The 18996-nt window shown below is 71.0% G+C and carries 17 protein-coding genes; 1 reads left to right on the top strand and 16 read right to left on the bottom strand.

The features are described 5' to 3' along the window. Positions 1-18: 18 nt before the first annotated feature. The 6 genes from carB to pyrR all read right to left on the bottom strand — a co-directional run bounded on the left by carB (position 19) and on the right by pyrR (position 8043). The gene (gene carB / locus GFH48_RS32670) at positions 19-3327 is read right to left on the bottom strand and encodes a carbamoyl-phosphate synthase large subunit (protein ID WP_153291681.1); all 3309 of its coding nucleotides are present in this window, start codon (positions 3325-3327) and stop codon (positions 19-21) included. Further along, positions 3320-4477, bottom strand: coding sequence for a glutamine-hydrolyzing carbamoyl-phosphate synthase small subunit (carA, locus tag GFH48_RS32665; protein WP_153291680.1), 1158 nt, complete (start codon positions 4475-4477; stop codon positions 3320-3322). Before carA ends, carB begins: the two co-directional genes overlap by 8 nt. Beyond that, the gene (locus tag GFH48_RS32660) at positions 4474-5037 is read right to left on the bottom strand and encodes a PH-like domain-containing protein (RefSeq protein WP_407698730.1); all 564 of its coding nucleotides are present in this window, start codon (positions 5035-5037) and stop codon (positions 4474-4476) included. Before GFH48_RS32660 ends, carA begins: the two co-directional genes overlap by 4 nt. Before the next feature lie 14 nt (positions 5038-5051). Continuing rightward, entirely contained in the window at positions 5052-6338 is a 1287-nt protein-coding gene (locus GFH48_RS32655) for a dihydroorotase (RefSeq protein ID WP_153291678.1), read from the bottom strand. A gap of 5 nt (positions 6339-6343) precedes the next feature. After that, the gene (locus tag GFH48_RS32650; protein WP_153291677.1) at positions 6344-7321 is read right to left on the bottom strand and encodes an aspartate carbamoyltransferase catalytic subunit; all 978 of its coding nucleotides are present in this window, start codon (positions 7319-7321) and stop codon (positions 6344-6346) included. A gap of 131 nt (positions 7322-7452) precedes the next feature. After that, a complete protein-coding gene (gene pyrR, locus GFH48_RS32645; protein ID WP_153291676.1) occupies positions 7453-8043 on the bottom strand; it encodes a bifunctional pyr operon transcriptional regulator/uracil phosphoribosyltransferase PyrR in 591 nt (196 codons plus the stop codon). Between the two features lie 253 nt (positions 8044-8296). On the opposite strand from pyrR, the gene bldD reads away from it, so the two are divergent. Further along, positions 8297-8797: a transcriptional regulator BldD gene (gene bldD / locus GFH48_RS32640; RefSeq protein WP_148007825.1), complete on the top strand. Its 501-nt coding sequence runs from the start codon at positions 8297-8299 to the stop codon at positions 8795-8797. A gap of 203 nt (positions 8798-9000) precedes the next feature. On the opposite strand, the gene nusB is transcribed toward bldD, so the two are convergent. The 10 genes from nusB to ruvX all read right to left on the bottom strand — a co-directional run bounded on the left by nusB (position 9001) and on the right by ruvX (position 18955). Beyond that, positions 9001-9435 (bottom strand): transcription antitermination factor NusB, encoded by a 435-nt coding sequence (gene nusB, locus GFH48_RS32635; protein WP_153291675.1) that lies wholly within the window; start codon positions 9433-9435, stop codon positions 9001-9003. Between the two features lie 2 nt (positions 9436-9437). Further along, on the bottom strand, positions 9438-10004 hold the full coding sequence (gene efp, locus GFH48_RS32630; protein WP_010988257.1) for an elongation factor P: 567 nt from the start codon (positions 10002-10004) through the stop codon (positions 9438-9440). Positions 10005-10061: 57 nt separating this feature from the next. Continuing rightward, a complete protein-coding gene (locus tag GFH48_RS32625; RefSeq protein ID WP_153291674.1) occupies positions 10062-11168 on the bottom strand; it encodes an aminopeptidase P family protein in 1107 nt (368 codons plus the stop codon). 471 nt (positions 11169-11639) lie between these two features. Next, a complete protein-coding gene (locus GFH48_RS32620; protein WP_153291673.1) occupies positions 11640-12506 on the bottom strand; it encodes a Pro-rich N-terminal domain-containing protein in 867 nt (288 codons plus the stop codon). Positions 12507-12709: 203 nt separating this feature from the next. Next, a complete protein-coding gene (gene aroB / locus GFH48_RS32615; protein WP_153291672.1) occupies positions 12710-13801 on the bottom strand; it encodes a 3-dehydroquinate synthase in 1092 nt (363 codons plus the stop codon). Beyond that, positions 13798-14316, bottom strand: coding sequence for a shikimate kinase (locus GFH48_RS32610; RefSeq protein ID WP_153291671.1), 519 nt, complete (start codon positions 14314-14316; stop codon positions 13798-13800). The genes aroB and GFH48_RS32610 overlap by 4 nt, the downstream gene beginning before the upstream one ends. Further along, entirely contained in the window at positions 14313-15497 is a 1185-nt protein-coding gene (gene aroC, locus GFH48_RS32605) for a chorismate synthase (protein WP_153291670.1), read from the bottom strand. The genes GFH48_RS32610 and aroC overlap by 4 nt, the downstream gene beginning before the upstream one ends. 224 nt (positions 15498-15721) lie before the next feature. After that, complete coding sequence (locus GFH48_RS32600; RefSeq protein ID WP_153291669.1) at positions 15722-16561, bottom strand: shikimate dehydrogenase; 840 nt, start codon at positions 16559-16561, stop codon at positions 15722-15724. Then, positions 16542-18368, bottom strand: a complete 1827-nt coding sequence (gene mltG / locus GFH48_RS32595) for an endolytic transglycosylase MltG (protein WP_153291668.1) — start codon at positions 18366-18368, stop codon at positions 16542-16544. The genes GFH48_RS32600 and mltG overlap by 20 nt, the downstream gene beginning before the upstream one ends. Positions 18369-18490: 122 nt before the next feature. Next, a complete protein-coding gene (gene ruvX / locus GFH48_RS32590; protein WP_153293220.1) occupies positions 18491-18955 on the bottom strand; it encodes a Holliday junction resolvase RuvX in 465 nt (154 codons plus the stop codon). Positions 18956-18996: the final 41 nt, after the last annotated feature.

Below are 18996 nucleotides of genomic sequence, written 5' to 3'. Positions count from 1 at the left end.
GTCCCCCTCTCCGGGCTGCTAGTCGCGGGCCGCGGTCAGATGCTCGGCGTGTTCCTGGAGGGAGCGCACGCCCACGTCGCCGTGGTTGAGCGCGTCGATGCCCTGGACGGCGGCGGCCAGCGCCTGGACCGTCGTCAGGCACGGCACGGACCGCGCCACGGCTGCCGTACGGATCTCGTAGCCGTCGAGGCGGCCACCGGTGCCGTACGGGGTGTTGACGATGAGGTCGACCTCGCCGTCGTGGATGAGCTGGACAATGGTCCGTTCGCCGTTCGGGCCGGTGCCCTCGGACTGCTTGCGCACGACCGTGGCGTTGATGCCGTTGCGCTTGAGCACCTCGGCCGTACCGGACGTGGCGAGCAGTTCGAAGCCGTGGGCGACGAGCTCGCGCGCCGGGAAGATCATCGAACGCTTGTCGCGGTTGGCGACCGAGATGAAGGCGCGGCCCTTGGTCGGCAGCGGGCCGTACGCGCCCGCCTGCGACTTGGCGTAGGCGGTGCCGAACACCGAGTCGATGCCCATGACCTCACCCGTGGAACGCATCTCCGGACCGAGGACGGTGTCCACGCCGCGCCCGTGGATGTCGCGGAAGCGCGACCACGGCATGACGGCCTCCTTGACGGAGATCGGCGCGTCGAGGGGCAGTTCGCCGCCGTCGCCGTGGGCCGGGAGCAGTCCTTCGGCCCGCAGCTCGGCCACGGTCGCGCCCAGCGAGATCCGGGCGGCGGCCTTCGCGAGCGGCACCGCGGTCGCCTTCGAGGTGAAGGGGACGGTCCGCGAGGCGCGCGGGTTGGCCTCCAGGACGTAGAGGATGTCGCCCGCCATGGCGAACTGGATGTTGATCAGGCCGCGGACGCCGACGCCCTTGGCGATGGCCTCCGTGGAGGCCCGCAGGCGCTTGATGTCGAACCCGCCGAGGGTGATCGGCGGCAGTGCGCAGGCGGAGTCGCCGGAGTGGATGCCGGCCTCCTCGATGTGCTCCATGACGCCGCCGAGGTAGAGCTCCTCGCCGTCGTAGAGAGCGTCGACGTCGATCTCGATGGCGTCGTCGAGGAAGCGGTCGACGAGGACCGGCCGGGAGGGGCTGATCTCGGTGGACTCGGCGATGTACGAGGACAGTCGCGTCTCGTCGTAGACGATCTCCATGCCGCGTCCGCCGAGGACGTAGGAGGGCCTCACGAGGACGGGGTAACCGATCTCGTCGGCGATGGCCTTGGCCTCGGCGAACGTGGTGGCCGTGCCGTGCTTGGGGGCCGGCAGGCCGGCCTCGGCCAGGACCCGCCCGAAGGCGCCTCGGTCCTCGGCCGCGTGGATGGCCTCGGGAGACGTGCCGACGACCGGCACGCCGTTGTCCTTGAGCGCCTGCGAGAGGCCCAGCGGGGTCTGCCCGCCGAGCTGCACGATCACGCCCGCGACCGGACCGGCGAGGGTCTCCGCGTGCACGATCTCCAGCACGTCCTCGAGCGTCAGCGGCTCGAAGTACAGACGGTCGGAGGTGTCGTAGTCGGTGGAGACGGTCTCGGGGTTGCAGTTGACCATCACGGTCTCGTAGCCCGCTTCGCTGAGCGCGAAGGAGGCGTGGACGCAGGAGTAGTCGAACTCGATGCCCTGGCCGATGCGGTTCGGGCCGGAGCCCAGGATGATGACCGCGGGCTTCTCGCGCGGGGCGACCTCGGTCTCCTCGTCGTAGGAGGAGTAGAAGTACGGCGTCTTCGCCGCGAACTCGGCGGCGCAGGTGTCGACCGTCTTGTACACCGGGCGCACACCCAGCGCGTGCCGCACCTCACGCACGACGTCCTCGCGCAGCCCGCGGATCTCGGCGATCTGGGCGTCGGAGAAGCCGTGCCGCTTGGCCTCCGCGAGCAGTTCGGGGTGGAGCTTGTCGGCGCCGGTCAGCTCGTCCGCGATCTCCTTGATCAGGAAGAGCTGGTCCACGAACCACGGGTCGATCTTCGTCGACTCGAAGACCTCCTCGGGCGTGGCGCCCGCGCGGATGGCCTGCATGACGGAGTTGATGCGCCCGTCGGTCGGCCGTACGGCCTCCGCCAGCAGTTCGGCCTTGTCGCCCGGCTCGCCCACGAAGGTGAACTGCGAGCCCTTCTTCTCCAGGGACCGCAGCGCCTTCTGCAGCGCCTCGGTGAAGTTGCGGCCGATCGCCATGGCCTCGCCGACCGACTTCATGGTGGTGGTGAGGGTGGAGTCGGCGGACGGGAACTTCTCGAAGGCGAAGCGCGGGGCCTTGACCACCACGTAGTCGAGCGTCGGCTCGAAGGACGCGGGCGTCTTCTCGGTGATGTCGTTCGGGATCTCGTCCAGCGTGTAGCCGACGGCCAGCTTCGCGGCGATCTTGGCGATCGGGAAACCGGTCGCCTTGGAGGCGAGGGCCGACGAGCGGGACACGCGCGGGTTCATCTCGATGACGATCACCCGGCCGTCCTCGGGGTTCACCGCGAACTGGATGTTGCAGCCGCCGGTGTCGACGCCGACCTCGCGGATGACGGCGATGCCGATGTCGCGCAGGATCTGGTACTCGCGGTCGGTGAGCGTCATCGCCGGGGCGACGGTGATCGAGTCACCGGTGTGCACGCCCATGGGGTCGAAGTTCTCGATGGAGCAGACGACCACGACGTTGTCGTGCTTGTCGCGCATCAGCTCCAGTTCGTACTCCTTCCAGCCGAGGATGGACTCCTCCAGGAGCACCTCGGTGGTCGGGGAGAGCGTCAGTCCCTGGCCGGCGATGCGGCGCAGTTCCTCCTCGTCGTGGGCGAAGCCGGAGCCGGCGCCGCCCATCGTGAAGGAGGGACGGACGACGACGGGGTAGCCGCCGAGCGTGTCGACGCCCGCGATCACGTCGTCCATGGAGTGGCAGATGACGGAGCGGGCGGACTCGCCGTGCCCGATCTTCTCGCGCACGGCCTCGACGACGCCCTTGAAGAGCTCGCGGTCCTCGCCCTTGTTGATCGCCTCGACGTTGGCGCCGATGAGTTCGACGCCGTACTTGTCGAGCGTTCCGGCGCCGTGCAGCGAGATGGCCGTGTTGAGGGCCGTCTGGCCGCCGAGGGTGGGCAGCAGCGCGTCGGGGCGCTCCTTGGCGATGATCTTCTCGACGAACTCGGGGGTGATCGGCTCGATGTAGGTGGCGTCGGCGATCTCCGGGTCGGTCATGATCGTCGCCGGGTTGGAGTTGACCAGGATGACCCGCAGGCCCTCGGCGCGCAGGATGCGGCACGCCTGGGTGCCGGAGTAGTCGAACTCGGCGGCCTGGCCGATGACGATCGGGCCGGAGCCGATGACCAGGACGGACTGGATATCGGTGCGCTTAGGCACGCTGGCCCTCCATCAGGGATACGAAGCGGTCGAACAGGTAGGCGGCGTCGTGCGGGCCGGCTGCCGCTTCGGGGTGGTACTGGACGCTGAAGGCCGGCTGGTCGAGGAGGTGGAGCCCCTCGACGACCTGGTCGTTCAGGCAGACGTGGGAGACCTCGGCGCGGCCGTAGGGGGTCTCGGAGATCCTGTCGAGCGGCGCGTCGACGGCGAAGCCGTGGTTGTGCGCGGTGACCTCGACCTTGCCGGTCGTACGGTCCTGCACGGGCTGGTTGATGCCCCGGTGGCCGTACTTCAGCTTGTAGGTGCCGAAGCCGAGCGCGCGGCCGAGGATCTGGTTGCCGAAGCAGATGCCGAACAGGGGCGTCCTGCGGGCGAGCACCTCGCGCATCACGGAGACCGGTCCTTCGGCGGTTGCCGGGTCGCCGGGACCGTTGGAGAAGAACACTCCGTCGGGGTTCACGGCGTACACGTCCTCGGCCGTGGCCGTGGCGGGGAGCACGTGCACCTCGATGCCGCGTTCGGCCATCCGGCGCGGGGTCATGCCCTTGATGCCCAGGTCGACGGCGGCGACGGTGAACCTCTTCTCGCCGATCGCCGGGACGACGTACGTCTCCTTGGTGGCGACCTCCGCGGCGAGGTTCGCGCCCTGCATCTCGGGCGCCTGGCGCACTTCGCCGAGCATGGTGCCCTCGTCGGGCAGCGCGTTCCCGGAGAAGATGCCGACGCGCATGGCGCCGCGCTCGCGCAGGTGGCGGGTGAGGGCGCGGGTGTCGACGCCGCTGATGCCGACGACGCCCTGCTTGCGCAGTTCCTCGTCGAGCGAGCGGCGGGAGCGCCAGTTCGAGGGCACGCGCGCGGGGTCGCGGACGACGTAGCCGGCGACCCAGATCCGCCGCGACTCGGGGTCCTCGTCGTTGACCCCGGTGTTGCCGACGTGCGGGGCGGTCATGACGACGACCTGGCGGTGGTACGACGGGTCGGTGAGGGTCTCCTGGTAGCCGGTCATCCCGGTGGAGAACACGGCTTCGCCGAAGGTCACCCCCACGGCCCCGTAGGCGCGGCCGCGGAAGATCCGGCCGTCCTCCAGGACGAGTACGGCGGGAGCTGCCTTGTGCCTCCGCGAGGCGGCTCCCTGGATGGAGGTCGTCATCGTGCGCCTTCCGTGTCGGTGCTCTTGCTGATCATGTCGTTCAGGGTGTCGACCCACTCGCCGTGCTCGGCCGCGCGGTCGGAGCGGAAGCCGGAGTCGATCAGCCGGTCGCCGTGTGCCCAGGTGACGACGAGCAGGCCGCCCTCGGTGAGGACCTTGCCCGCGATGCCCTTGTCGAGCCGGGCCTCGCGCAGTGCCGCGGCGGGGACGAAGAAGTCGGCCGCGCCGGGGCGTACGACGTCCAGTCCCGCGTCCGTCAGCGTGAGCTCGGCCCGGCTGCGGGTGCCCAGGCCGTGCGCGACGATGCGGTCGAGCCACTGCCCGGCGGTGGTGGAGCCGTGGTAGCGGCCGCTCATGCCCAGTCTCGCCGGGCCGGGGTCGTCCGGCGCGGTGGGCAGCTCCGGCAGGTCGCTCTGCAGGGTGCCGCGCCACTTCCAGCCCTCGCGCATCAGCCAGTAGACGAGGGCGACGAAGAGGGCGAGTCCGACGAGCCAGCCGATCCGGGCGGCCCAGTCGGTCACTTCGGCCGACTTCTGTTCGGCCGCCAGGGAGGCGGCCATCGGGATGAGAGATGTCACGCGAGCTTCCCGTCGACGAGGGTGGCCTTGCCCCGCAGCCAGGTGTGGGTGACCCTGCCCGGCAGCTCACGGCCCGCGTAGGGGGTGTTGCGGCTGCGCGAGGCGAAGCCCGCGGGGTCCACGGACCCACGGTATGCGGTGTCGACGAGCGTGAGGTTGGCGGGCTCGCCCACCGAGACGGGACGGCCGTGCCCGTCGGCCCGCCCGATGCGCGCGGGTGCGGCGGACATCCGGTCGGCGACGCCGGTCCAGTCGAGCAGGCCGGTCTCGACCATCGTCTGCTGGACGACGGACAGCGCGGTCTCCAGGCCCACCATGCCCATGGCGGCGGCGGCCCACTCGCAGTCCTTGTCCTCGTGCGGGTGCGGCGCGTGGTCGGTGGCGACGATGTCGATCGTGCCGTCGGCGAGCGCCTCGCGCAGGGCCATCACGTCCCGCTCGGTCCGCAGCGGCGGGTTGACCTTGTAGACCGGGTCGTACGTGCGCACCAGCTCGTCGGTGAGGAGGAGGTGGTGCGGGGTGACCTCGGCGGTCACGTCGATGCCGCGGGACTTGGCCCAGCGCACGATCTCGACGCTGCCGGCGGTCGACAGGTGGCAGATGTGGACGCGTGAGCCGACGTGCTCGGCGAGCAGGACGTCCCGGGCGATGATCGATTCCTCGGCCACCGCGGGCCAGCCGCCGAGACCCAGTTCGGCGGAGACGACGCCCTCGTTCATCTGGGCGCCCTCGGTGAGGCGGGGTTCCTGCGCGTGCTGGGCGACGACGCCGCCGAAGGCCTTCACGTACTCCAGCGCCCGGCGCATGATCACCGCGTCGTCCACGCACTTGCCGTCGTCCGAGAAGACCGTGACGCCGGCGGCGGACTCGTGCATCGCGCCCAGCTCGGCGAGCTTCCTGCCCTCAAGACCGACCGTGACGGCGCCGATGGGCTGCACGTCGCAGTAGCCGTGTTCCCGGCCGAGCCGGTAGACCTGCTCGACGACACCGGCGGTGTCGGCGACGGGGAAGGTGTTGGCCATCGCGAACACGGCGGTGTAGCCGCCGCTCGCCGCGGCCCGGGTGCCGGTCAGGACGGTCTCGGAGTCCTCACGGCCGGGCTCGCGCAGATGGGTGTGCAGGTCGACGAGGCCCGGCAGGAGCACCTTGCCGTCCGCCTCGACGACCTCGGCGCCCTCGGCGGACAACCCGGTGCCGATCTCGGCGACGAGGCCGCCGTCGATCAGGACGTCCTGCGGTTCGCCGCCGAGCACCTTCGCACCACGGATCAGGATCTTGCTCATTCTTCTTACTTCTCCTCGGTGCGGGTGTGGGTGACGGCGGGCTCGTTGCCGCCCAGCAGCAGGTACAGGACGGCCATGCGGATGGAGACGCCGTTGGCGACCTGCTCCACGACGGTGCAGCGGTCGGAGTCGGCCACCTCGGCGGTGATCTCCATGCCGCGGACCATCGGGCCGGGGTGCATCACGATGGCGTGCTCGGGCATCTTCGCCATGCGCTCGCCGTCGAGGCCGTAGCGCCGCGAGTACTCGCGCTCGGTCGGGAAGAACGCGGCGTTCATCCGCTCGCGCTGGACGCGCAGCATCATCACCGCGTCGGACTTGGCGAGGGTGCTGTCGAGGTCGTAGGAGACCTCGCAGGGCCAGGTCCCGACGCCGACCGGCACCAGGGTCGGCGGGGCGACGAGCGTGACCTCGGCGCCGAGGGTGTGCAGCAGGTCGACGTTGGAGCGGGCGACGCGGCTGTGCAGGACGTCGCCGACGATCGTGATGCGCTTGCCGGCCAGGTCCTGGCCGATCCCGGCGTCGCGGCCGACCAGCCGGCGGCGCATGGTGAAGGCGTCCAGCAGGGCCTGCGTGGGGTGCTGGTGGGTGCCGTCGCCCGCGTTGATGACGGCGGCGTCGATCCAGCCGGAGGTGGCGAGCCGGTAGGGGGCTCCGGAGGCGCCGTGCCGGATGACGACGGCGTCGACGCCCATGGCTTCGAGGGTCTGGGCGGTGTCCTTGAGGGACTCGCCCTTGGAGACGCTCGATCCCTTGGCGGTGAAGTTGATGACGTCCGCGGAGAGCCGCTTCTCGGCGGCCTCGAAGGAGATCCGGGTGCGGGTCGAGTCCTCGAAGAAGAGGTTGACGACGGTGCGGCCGCGCAGGGTCGGCAGCTTCTTGATCGGCCGGTCGGCGACCCGGGCCATCTCCTCGGCGGTGTCGAGGATCAGGACGGCGTCGTCGCGGGTGAGGTCGGCGGCCGAGATGAGATGACGCTGCATCTGTCAGGCTCCGTAAGGCAGTTCAGTTCGGGAGGCGGACGCGCGGGGGTGTGCCCCGGAAGCGCCGCGGCGGGCGTGCGGGCGCGCAGGCGCACTCGGAGGGCGTACCGCGGTGACGGACGCCCGGAGTGCTACTGCTGTGCGTCCGGGGAGATCCGCTTCGCACCGAGCAGCACGGTGTCGCGACCGTCCTCCTCGGCGAGCTGGACCTTGACCGTCTCCCGCAGCGACGTGGGGAGGTTCTTGCCGACGTAGTCGGCGCGGATGGGCAGTTCGCGGTGGCCGCGGTCGACGAGGACCGCGAGCTGCACGGCGCGCGGGCGGCCGATGTCGTTCAGCGCGTCCAGCGCGGCGCGGATCGTGCGCCCCGAGAAGAGCACGTCGTCCACGAGGACGACGAGCCGGCCGTCGATGCCGTCGCCGGGGATCTCGGTACGGGCCAGCGCTCGCGGCGGATGCATGCGCAGGTCGTCGCGGTACATGGTGATGTCGAGCGAGCCCACCGGGATCTTGCGGCCGGTGATCTCCGCGAGCTTGTCGGCCAGCCTGCGGGCCAGGAAGACGCCCCGGGTCGGAATGCCGAGGAGCACCACGTCGTCGGCGCCCTTGGCGCGCTCGACGATCTCGTGGGCGATGCGGGTCAGCACCCGCGCGATGTCGGGGCCTTCGAGGACGGGCCGCGCACCGGCCGCGTACTGCTGCTTGTCATGCTCAGAGTCCATAGGAAACGGACCTCCTTCTCCGCCTCACGGGACGGATCATTAAAGGACGTCGGATTTGCGCCATCCACGCTACCAGCCCGGCAACGCGCCTGATCACCCCCCTTCGAGCCACCCCGGGTGACCCCCGTGGAGCGGTCGGTGCGGACCATTCGGCTTGACGGGGGAGAGTAACGCTGCGTAACCTCACAGTGAGTCACCAGAGTCACCAGCCGCGCGGCCGAGCCGCACGTTGATACAGCGTCCGGGGAGCTATATGTCCAGCGAATACGCCAAACAGCTCGGGGCCAAGCTCCGGGCCATCCGCACCCAGCAGGGCCTTTCCCTCCACGGAGTCGAGGAGAAGTCCCAGGGACGCTGGAAGGCGGTCGTGGTCGGTTCCTACGAGCGAGGCGACCGCGCCGTGACCGTGCAGCGTCTTGCCGAACTGGCCGATTTCTACGGGGTCCCCGTGCAGGAGCTGCTGCCCGGCACCACTCCGGGTGGAGCCGCCGAGCCGCCGCCGAAGCTCGTCCTCGACCTGGAGCGCCTGGCCCATGTGCCGGCCGAGAAGGCGGGACCCCTCCAGCGCTACGCCGCGACGATCCAGTCGCAGCGCGGTGACTACAACGGCAAGGTGCTCTCGATCCGCCAGGACGACCTGCGCACCCTCGCCGTCATCTACGACCAGTCGCCCTCGGTCCTCACCGAGCAGCTGATCAGCTGGGGTGTGCTGGACGCGGACGCGCGCCGCGCCGTCGCCCACGAAGAGGTCTGAGACCCCTTCGCACAGCTCAGCAGAAACGTGCCGCCGGGGTGGCCGGGACCTCTTGGTTCCGGCCACCCCGGCGGCGTTCTGCGGGCCTCGGGGCCCGCGTGGGCACAGGAACGCCGGAGGGCCCGCAGCGAACGCGCTGCGGGCCCTCCGGCGTTTTCCCACCTGTTTCCAGGCCGTGCGGACGAGCCTCGACCGGGCGAGGGTCAGGTGTCGTCGCGGCGGAGCGACGGCTTCAGGTCCTTGAGCCGGCCCAGCAGGCCGTTGACGAACGAGGGCGACTCGTCCGTGGAGAACTCCTTGGCCAGCTGCACCGCCTCGTCCAGCACCACCGCGTCGGGGGTCGCGTCGACCCAGATCAGCTCGTAGGCGCCGAGGCGCAGGATGTTGCGGTCGACGACCGGCATCCTGTCCAGCGTCCAGTCGACGGCGTAGGTCGCGATGAGCTCGTCGATCCGCCTCGCCTTGGTGGCGTAGCCCTCGACCAGCTCCATCGTGTACTCGCTGACCGGAGGCTGCCGGGTGTCGTTCCGGGAGTGCCGGATCCAGTCCGCGAGGACCGTCAGGACGTCCACTCCGCGCTGGTCGCCCTCGAAGAGGATCTGGAAGGCGCGCTTGCGGGCCGTGTTGCGGGCAGCCACGGTTAGCTGTTCACCCGGCCGAGGTAGTCGCTCGTGCGGGTGTCGACCTTGATCTTCTCACCGGTGGTGATGAAGAGCGGGACCTGGATCTGGTGGCCGGTCTCCAGGGTGGCGGGCTTGGTGCCACCGGTGGAGCGGTCGCCCTGGACACCCGGCTCGGTCTCCTGGATGACGAGCTCGACGGCGGCCGGCAGCTCGACGAAGAGCACCTCGCCCTCGTGCTGCGCCACGGTGGCCGTGAAGCCCTCGATCAGGAAGTTGGCGGCGTCACCGACGGACTTGCGGTCGACCATGAGCTGGTCGTACGTGTCCATGTCCATGAAGACGAAGTACTCGCCGTCCATGTACGAGAACTGCATGTCGCGCTTGTCGATCGTGGCCGTCTCGACCTTGACGCCGGCGTTGAACGTCTTGTCGACGACCTTGCCGGAGAGCACGTTCTTCAGCTTGGTGCGCACGAAGGCCGGGCCCTTGCCGGGCTTGACGTGCTGGAACTCGACGACGGACCAGAGCTGGCCTCCGTCGAGCTTGAGCACCAGGCCGTTCTTGAGGTCGTTCGTGGAAGCCACGGTTGCGGAATCTCCTGGACTGACGTGGACGACCCCGGGACACGCGCACAGCCGGGGCTAGAGCGCGAGCAGTTCCTTGGTCGTGATGGTGAGTAGCTCGGGTCCGCCGTCCGCCTCGGGGCGTACGACGAGCGTGTCATCGATCCTGACACCGCCCCGGCCCGGGAGGTGGACCCCCGGTTCGACGGTGACCGGCACGCAAGCGTCCAGTTTACCCATGGCCGCGGGGGCCAGCTGCGGGTCCTCGTCGATTTCGAGCCCGACACCGTGCCCCGTCAGTGAGGGAAGGGCCTCCGCGTACCCCGCGGAATCGAGCACCTGGCGGGCCGCGCGGTCCACGTCACGGTAGGCGACGCCGGGCACCAGCGCCTCGCGTCCGGCCCGCTGGGCGGCGAAGACGAGGTCGTAGAGGGCGATCTGCCAGTCCGCGGGCGAGGTGCCGATCACGAAGGTCCGGCCGACCTCGCAGCGGTAGCCGCGATAGGTAGCGCCGAGACAGACGGACAGGAAATCGCCCTCCTCGACCCGCCGGTCCGTGGGCCGGTGCCCGCATCTCCCGGAGTTCGGCCCGGTACCCACCGAGGTCGCGAAGGCCGGTCCGTCGGCGCCGTGGTCGACCAGTCGGCGCTCCAGTTCGAGGGCCAGATGGCGCTCCGTCCGGCCGACGAGGATGGATTCGAGGAGTTCCCCGAGCGCCTGGTCGGCGATCTCGGCGCCGATCCGCAGACAGGAGATCTCCTCCTCGTCCTTGATCACGCGGAGCTGTTCGACCGCGGCGCCCAGGTCGCTCAGGCGCAGACGCGGCGCCACCGACCCGATGGCCCGGTGCCGGGTCACGGTCAGGTGGTGTTCCTCCACGGCCAGCGAATCGGCTCCCTGGGCGGTGGCGACATCGGCCGCGGCGACGGCAGGGTCCCCGCCCGGACCCGAGAGCGCCTGTACCCGTAGCGCCTCGTCCGGACGTCCCGCGCCCGCCTCCTCGGCCGGCGGACCTGCGCACAGCAGCAGGTCCTCTCCCCTGCCCAGCAGGAGGACGGCACCACGCGGGGCCGCCCCCGCGAGATACCTCACGTTGGCGGGGCGCGTGACGAGCGCGGTCGCGCTGCCGCCCGCCGTACAGCGCTCCCTCAGCCGCTCGCGTCGAGCCGCGTACACCTCTGACATGGATCGAGCCTACGAGCGCCGAACGGATACCGCCGGTTCAGCGGGGCCGGACGGGCGCGTGGGGGCACGGGGCCGCGAGGAGGCCCGGGTTGCCGGGGCTGCCGTGGCTGCCGTGGCTGCCGGAAGGTACCGCCGGGTGTCGTGACGCGCGCCCGGCCGACGCCGGAGTCACCACGGAGATGCCGACGCGCGCCCGGACGGCGCCGTGCTCCGGCGGGGCTTCGCGCGCGGGCCGGCGTGCTTCGGCATCCGTGAAGGTACCGATGCCGGCGTGTGTCCGGCCGGCGTCGGCGGATGTCCGCGCGGCACACGCGGACGCGTACGGCATGACACGGCACGGCACCGCACCGCACGGCGTCGCACCGCACCGCACCGCACCGCACCGACGTCGACTCGGCCCGCACGCGACCGTGAGGTCACCCCGGACGCCGTGCCGTGGACGCCGTGTCATGCCGTGCCGTCAGAGCCGGACTACCACTGCGGGGGGCTGGCGATCGAGCGGGCGAGTACGTCGTCCAGGACCCGGGCCGTGGCCGGCACGTCGAGCTGCGAGTTGTCGATGATGGGCAGCCCCGAGCCGTACCAGCCGGCCATGCGTCCGTGGATGCGGGCGACTTCCTCGTCGGTGAGGCGGCGGTTTCCGGAGCGCTCCGCGTTGCGCTCCAGGACTATCTCCAGGCCCGGCAGCAGGACGACGGGCAGCAGCCCCGGCCCGACGTGCCGCTTCCAGCCGCCGAGGCCGACGACCGGGCGGTCCGGGAAGACGGCGTCGTCGAGGATGCAGGAGATGCCGTTCGCCAGGAAGTTGCGCGCGGCGAAGCCGCAGGTGCGGCGGGCCAGGCGGTACTGCGCCTCCGAGTGGTCGTTCCACCCGGACTGGGGGTCGGCGAACCCGGAACGCACCCACTCGCGGACGTCGTCGAGGCTGATGTGGGCCGTCGGGACGCGGCGGTGGTCCGCCCAGTACTTGGCGACGCTGGTCTTGCCAGCGCCCGCGGGGCCGATGAGCAGCACGGCGAGCGTGGTCGCCGTGGGATCGGGGGCGCCCGTGGCGGGGGGCGCGCTCGGCATGCCGACCGGGCCGCCCGGGGGCAGTTGCACATGCCCCGTGGTGTCGGGCGCGGGCGGCACGGGGGCGTGCTGCGGGGGCGCGGGATGCGGCAGGTGCGACGGCGGCGCCGGAGGTCCCGGCGGCGGGCCGGCGAAGCCGGGAACGGGTGCGGGGCCGGGGTGTCCGCCCGGGTGCCCCGGGTGCTGCGCGGCCGGCGGCCAGCCGGCGCCCGGTCCGTGCCCCGGCTGGTGGGGCGGCGGCAGCGGAGCCCCCACTGCGTGCTGCATCCGGTGCCACTCCGTCTCGTACAGGCGATGGGCGCTGGCGGGCGGGGCCTCGGTCCCGAACCGCTCTCCCCCACCCTAGAGGGCGCGGGAGGCGCCCCTACCGAACGGTACCTTCCCCGGCCGCCGTTGTGTGAACGGCCGGGGAAGGTGAGAAGTGCCCCTGAGCCGGGAGCAAATCCGCCCAAGTGAGGGCCCGTTGGGCGTTACTCCCCCACTTCGCCGTAGGCGGCGAGGAGCACGGCCGGGTCGGGACCCTCCAGGACGGTCGGCTTGGCCAGCCCGTCGAGGACGATGAAGCGCAGCAGGTCGCCGCGCGACTTCTTGTCGACCTTCATGTTCTCCAGGAGCTTGGGCCACTGGTCGTGGCGGTAGCTCAGCGGGAGACCCACGGATTCGAGGATGGTGCGGTGCCGGTCGGCGGTCGCGTCGTCCAGCCGGCCCGCGAGCCGGCCGAGTTCGGCGGCGAAGTGCATGCCGACGGCGACGGCGGCGCCGTGCCGCCACTTGTAGCGCTCGTTCTTCTCGATGGCGTGCGCGAGGGTGTGCCCGTAGTTGAGGATCTCGCGCAGCCCCGACTCCCTGAGGTCGCCGGAGACGACCTCGGCCTTGACCTTGATGGAGCGCTCGATCAGCTCGGCGGTGTGCGGCCCCGCGGGTGTGCGGGCCGCCTCCGGGTCGGATTCGATGAGCTCCAGGATCGCCGGGTCGGCGATGAAGCCGGCCTTGATGATCTCGGCGAGGCCGGAGACGAAGTCGTTGACCGGCAGCGAGTCGAGCGCGGCCAGGTCGCAGAGCACGCCCGCGGGCGGGTGGAAGGCGCCGACGAGGTTCTTTCCCTCGGCGGTGTTGATACCGGTCTTGCCGCCGACCGCCGCGTCCACCATGCCGAGCACGGTGGTGGGGACGGCGATCCAGCGCACTCCGCGCAGCCAGGTCGCCGCCACGAAACCGGCCAGGTCCGTGGTGGCGCCGCCGCCCACGCCGACGATCACGTCGGTACGGGTGAAGCCGGACTGGCCCAGCGCCTTCCAGCAGTAGGCGGCGACCTCGGCGGTCTTGGCCTCCTCCGCGTTCGGCACCTGGATGGCGACGGCCTCGAAGCCCTGCCCGGCCAGATCGGCCCGCAGCGCCTCGCCGGTCTCGGCGAGCGCCTCGGGGTGGACGACCGCGACGCGCTTGGCCCGCTCGCCGATCAGCCCGCCGAGCTCGCCGAGGAGCTGACGGCCGACCAGGACCTCGTAGGGGTCGGTGCCCGCGGTGCCGCCGACCTGGATACGCGTCACTGCCTCGCTCATGCTTCCTTCAACTCCAGTGCGTCGAGGACGGCTTGGGCGACCTCTTCGGGGGTGCGGCCGTCGGTGGGCACGACCGCGCTGGCGACTTCGGTGTACAGGTGGCGGCGCGCCTCCATCAGCTCGCGCCACTGCCGGCGCGGGTTGACGGCGAGCAGCGGCCGGGCGGCGTTCAGGCCGGTGCGCTGGACCGCCTCCTCGACCTCCATCGAGAGGTAGACGACCCGGTGCGCGGTGAGCAGCGCGCGGGTGTCCTCGTCGAGGATCGAGCCGCCGCCGAGCGCCAGTACGCCGTCGTGCCCGGCCAGCGCCCGGCCGACCGCGTCCCTCTCGAGGGCGCGGAAGACCGGTTCTCCGTCGTCGACGAAGATGTCGGCGATGGTGCGGCCCTGTTCGGCCACGATGTCGTCGTCCGTGTCCCGGTAGGCGCAGCCGAGCCGCTCGGCGACCAGGGCGCCCACCGTGGACTTGCCGACGCCCATCGGGCCGACCAGCACGACCAGCGGTCCCGCGGTCACCGTACGACCAGGTTCTCGAGGTACGACTCGACGTTGCGCCGCGTCTCGGGAACGCTGTCGCCGCCGAACTTCTCCGCGACCGCGTCCGCGAGGACCAGGGCGACCATGGCCTCGGCGACGATGCCGGCGGCCGGGACCGCGCACACGTCGGAGCGCTGGTGGTGGGCCTTGGCCGCCTCGCCGGTGGCCACGTCGATCGTGGCCAGCGCGCGCGGCACGGTCGCGATCGGCTTCATCGCGGCGCGGACGCGCAGCAGCTCGCCGGTGGTCAGACCGCCCTCGGTGCCGCCGGAGCGGCCGGTGGTGCGGCGGATGCCGTCCTCGCTGTGGACGATCTCGTCGTGGGCCTTGGACCCGGGCACCCGGGCCAGTTCGAAGCCGTCTCCGACCTCGACGCCCTTGATGGCCTGGATGCCCATGAGCGCGGCGGCGAGCCGGGCGTCGAGCCGCCGGTCCCAGTGGACGTGCGAGCCGAGGCCCACGGGAACGCCGTACGCGAGCACCTCGACGACGCCGCCGAGCGTGTCACCGTCCTTGTGGGCCTGGTCGATCTCCGCGACCATCGCCTCCGACGCGTCGCCGTCGAGGCAGCGCACCGGGTCGGCGTCGAGCCTCTCGACGTCCGAGGGCGTGGGGTAGACGCCGTACGGCGCCTTCGCCGCGGCGAGCTCCACGACGTGCGAGACGATCTCGATCCCGGCCGTCTCCTTCAGGTAGGAGCGGGCCACGGCGCCGAGGGCCACGCGGGCGGCGGTCTCGCGGGCGGAGGCGCGCTCCAGGATCGGGCGGGCCTCGTCGAAGCCGTACTTCTGCATGCCCGCGAGGTCGGCGTGGCCGGGCCGGGGCCGGGTCAGCGGGGCGTTGCGGGCCAGCTCGGCGAGGATCGCCGGATCGACCGGGTCGGCCGCCATGACCTGCTCCCACTTGGGCCACTCGGTGTTGCCGACCATGACGGCCACCGGCGAGCCGAGGGTGAGCCCGTGCCGGACTCCGCCGAGGAAGGTGACCTCGTCACGCTCGAACTTCATCCGGGCACCGCGTCCATAGCCCAGGCGCCGCCGGGCGAGGTGGTCCGCCACCATGTCCGTGGTGATCGGAACGCCGGCGGGAAGACCCTCCAGCGTCGCGACGAGTGCGGGACCGTGGGACTCCCCCGCGGTCAGCCAGCGCAACCTGCTCAACGGTGCTCCTCATGCTCGCGCCCTGGTACTGCTGCTGCGTACACGCGTCCTCGCGTACGGCGACGGCGCGACCGGGTGCGCGGCCCTGGCCCGCCATCCCCGATCCTCCCATGGCCGGGCCTCCCGTCCGGCCTCAGGTCCATCAGGCGGACGTGTCCGGTCCGGCCGGAGGGTGTCAGGACGCACCGGTCCAAGGGTGCCCGGGCGGTCCGGCCGGAGGGTGCTCAGCGGCGGGCGAGCGCGTGTTCGCCCGCCTTCCGCATGGCGGCCAGCGGGGCCGGGGAGCGTCCGGTCATTTGTTCGACCTGGAGCACGGCCTGGTGCACGAGCAGGTCGAGGCCGCCGACGACGGCGCCGCCGTACGCCGACCAGCGGGCGGCGAGTCCGGTGGGCCACGGGTCGTAGAGCACGTCGAAGAGGGTCGCGGGCCGCTCCGGGACCGCGGCGGCCAGCGCGTCCGTGGTGCCCGCCGGGGTCGTGGCGATCACCAGCGGGGCGCGCAGGGCCTGCTCGGCGTCCGCCCAGTCCGCGGTGCGGACCGTGACGTCGAGCCGTTCGCCCCACTGCCGCATCTCGGCGGCGCGCTCGGCGCTGCGGACGTACGCGACGACCTCGCCGGTACACACACGTGCCAGGGCGGCCAGAGCGGACGAGGCGGTGGCCCCGGCGCCCAGGACGGCTGCGGACTCCACCTGCTCGATGCCGTGCTCGCGCAGGGCGGCGACCATCCCGGGGATGTCCGTGTTGTCGCCGACGCGGCGTCCGTCGTCGGTGAGGACGACGGTGTTGACGGCCTCGACGGAGGCCGCCGTCGCACTGATCCCGTCCAGGAGCGGGATGACGGCCCGTTTGAGCGGCATGGTCAGCGAGAGCCCCGCCCACTCGGCGCCGAGCTCCTCCAGGAAGCCCGGCAGCGCCTCCTCGTCGACCTCGAAACGGTCGTAGGTCCAGTCGTCGAGTCCCAGTTCCCGGTACGCGGCGCGGTGCAGCACCGGCGAGAGGGAGTGGGCGATCGGCGAACCGAGGACGGCCGCCCGCCGGGCTTCAGCGGCCCGAACTCTCATTGAACTTGTCCTTGAGCCTCTGGAATTCGGCGTAGGTCTTGGCGAATTCGGTGTTGTTCTGGCCGTCGGTCGCCACGAAGTAGATCCAGCCGTCGTCGGTCGGGTTCAGCGCGGCCTTGAAGGCGTCGTCACCGGGGTTGCCGATCGGACCGGGAGGCAGGCCCCTGTTCGTGTACGTGTTGTACGGGTCCTTGTTGTTGTTGATCTCGGACTCGCTGATGTGGATGTTGCTCTGACCCTTCAGGTAATTGAAGGTCGAGTCGAACTGGAGGAACTGGTTGGTCTGCGTGTTCGTGGACTTGAGGCGGTTGTAGATCACCTCGGCCATCTTGCGGAAGTCGTCGTGGGTCTTGCCCTCGGCCTGGACCATGCTGGCGACCGTGACGAGTTGCAGCGGGTCGGAGAGGCCGAATTCCTTGGCCTTCGCCTCGACGTTCAGCTTCCTGTAGTTCTCCACGGCCTGGGTGACCATCTGCTTCAGGACGAATTCCGGCTTCATCCCCTTGGCGGCGGGATAGGTCGCCGGGTAGAGGAATCCTTCCAGCGGTTCCTTGATGTTCTTGTTGTTGTTCGCCCAGCTGGGAAGTCCGAGGCTCTTGTATTCCTTCTTGGCGAGCTTGGCGGTGGTGCCGTCGGGAAGTGCGAGCTTCTCGTCGATCTTCTTGTAGACGAGGATGTTGCGTTCGCCAGGAACAACGACCACGTTGTTCTGGCTCTTGGGGTCGAGCATGAGCTTGACGGCACTGGCGGCCGACATCTCTTTCTTCAGCAGATAGGCCCCGGCCTGGATCTTCGTCCCGTCGGGGTTGGTCTGCTGCGCGGACACGAAGGCGTCGACGCTCTTGATGACGCCGGCCTCCTTGAGCGCCTGCCCGATCGCGAAACCGCCCGAGCCCTTCGGAATGTTGACGGTCACCTCGCCGGTGCCGCCGCCCACGTAGTCCGGAGCCGGGCCGAAACGTTTTTGGTAGAACTGATACCCGAAGTAACCGACACTTCCGACACCGCCGCCGAAGACGAGCACCACCACCAGGCAGGCGCAGCCGCTGCGGCGCTTCTTGGTCGTGCCGCCCTTGCCGCCCCGGCCCTTCCGGTCGCCGCGGCCGGCTTTCGGATCGTCGTCGACGGAGTCGTCGTCATCGTCGTCGCCCCCCGCGAAGAAGGCGTGCTCGCCCTGGTCCGGGCCCGGATCCCAGTCGGTAGGGGCCGGCTCGGGCTCGGCGCGGCGGCGGGCGGGCGGCTCCGGCGGCGGGTACGCGTCGGGGGTGTTGTAGAAGTCGGGCTGCTCACCACCGTAGGCGGCGGCCTGGTTCGCGTACGGGTCGGTCGGGTCGGCGGCGTACGCGACCTGGTGCTGGGTCCCGTCGTTCCAGCCGCCGTCGTGGTACTGCCGCTGGTCCTGGCCGTGGAACTGCTGCTGTCCCGGGTCGACGTACTGCTGCTGGTCGTGGCCGGTGTACTGCCCCGCGTACTGCTGCTGCCCCTGGTCGCCGTACTGCTGCTGTCCCTGGCCGGGGTACTGCTGCTGTCCCTGGTCGGGGTACTGCTGTCCCTGGTCGGGGTACTGCTGCTGCGGCTGCTGCGGCCCCGCGGCATCGAACTGCTGCCGGCCGTAGCCGCCCTGCTGACCGTCGCTCCAGCCGCCGTACTGCGCCTGCTGCTGTCCCGGCTGCTGCGGATGGTGCTGCGGCTGGCCGCCGTAGGGGGACTGGCCGTCGGCGGCCTGTCCTCCCCATCCGCCGTCCCCGTACAACGGGTCCTCCGGATGCCACGGTTCGGAGCCTGGGCCCCGGCCATACTCAGTCATCGATCCCCTAGAGCCGCGAGGCGATGGCGGCTGGCGCTGTGGCTAGGCTCCCGTTCGCCTCATTTGCTGTGCGGTGGCTGTTCGAACACCACCACATCGCGCGGAACGTTACCGTATCGCGATCAGATGACCACTTCGACGCCCTCGCCAGGTGGATTACCTGACACCCGTTCGGATTCCAAGGCCTGTTGAAGGATGATCACAGCGGCCGCCTGATCGATGACCGACCTGCCCTTCTTCGACTTCACACCCGAGGCGCGCAGTCCCTGGCCGGCCGTCACCGTGGTCATTCTCTCGTCGAGGAGTCTGACCGCGACCGGCGCGATCGACCGGGCGAGGTCCTGGGCGAAGCCACGGACCTTCACGGCGGCCGGGCCCTCGCCCCCCTTGAGGGAGCGGGGCAGTCCGACGACGACCTCGATCGGCTCGTACTCCTCGACCAGTTGCCTCAGCCGGCGCTGGGCTGCGGGCACGTCCCGTCCCGGCACGGTCTCGACCGGGGTCGCGAGGATTCCGTCGGGGTCGCACGAGGCGACTCCGATCCGCGCGTCCCCGACGTCGATCGCGAGCCGGCGGCCGCGGCGCATGCCCCGGCCGTCCCCACTGCCCGGACCGTCCGTGCCCACGT

The sequence above is a fragment of the Streptomyces fagopyri genome, from assembly GCF_009498275.1.
Lineage (GTDB): Bacteria > Actinomycetota > Actinomycetes > Streptomycetales > Streptomycetaceae > Streptomyces > Streptomyces fagopyri.
The sequence above is the reverse complement of the archived record's forward strand: the minus strand, read 5'-3'. Positions and strand labels throughout refer to the sequence as shown.

Bases quoted from the DNA above. Each gene is read 5' to 3' on its own strand.
- GFH48_RS32625 (WP_153291674.1), bottom strand. From the start codon at position 11,168: ATGTCAGAGGTGTACGCGGCTCGACGCGAGCGGCTGAGGGAGCGCTGT.
- bldD (WP_148007825.1), top strand. From the start codon at position 8,297: ATGTCCAGCGAATACGCCAAACAGCTCGGGGCCAAGCTCCGGGCCATC.
- GFH48_RS32600 (WP_153291669.1), bottom strand. From the start codon at position 16,561: ATGAGAGTTCGGGCCGCTGAAGCCCGGCGGGCGGCCGTCCTCGGTTCG.
- ruvX (WP_153293220.1), bottom strand. From the start codon at position 18,955: ATGCGCCGCGGCCGCCGGCTCGCGATCGACGTCGGGGACGCGCGGATC.
- GFH48_RS32620 (WP_153291673.1), bottom strand. From the start codon at position 12,506: ATGCAGCACGCAGTGGGGGCTCCGCTGCCGCCGCCCCACCAGCCGGGG.
- mltG (WP_153291668.1), bottom strand. From the start codon at position 18,368: ATGACTGAGTATGGCCGGGGCCCAGGCTCCGAACCGTGGCATCCGGAG.
- carA (WP_153291680.1), bottom strand. From the start codon at position 4,477: ATGACGACCTCCATCCAGGGAGCCGCCTCGCGGAGGCACAAGGCAGCT.
- GFH48_RS32650 (WP_153291677.1), bottom strand. From the start codon at position 7,321: ATGCAGCGTCATCTCATCTCGGCCGCCGACCTCACCCGCGACGACGCC.
- GFH48_RS32655 (WP_153291678.1), bottom strand. From the start codon at position 6,338: ATGAGCAAGATCCTGATCCGTGGTGCGAAGGTGCTCGGCGGCGAACCG.
- pyrR (WP_153291676.1), bottom strand. From the start codon at position 8,043: ATGGACTCTGAGCATGACAAGCAGCAGTACGCGGCCGGTGCGCGGCCC.
- GFH48_RS32660 (WP_407698730.1), bottom strand. From the start codon at position 5,037: ATGGCCGCCTCCCTGGCGGCCGAACAGAAGTCGGCCGAAGTGACCGAC.
- aroB (WP_153291672.1), bottom strand. From the start codon at position 13,801: ATGAGCGAGGCAGTGACGCGTATCCAGGTCGGCGGCACCGCGGGCACC.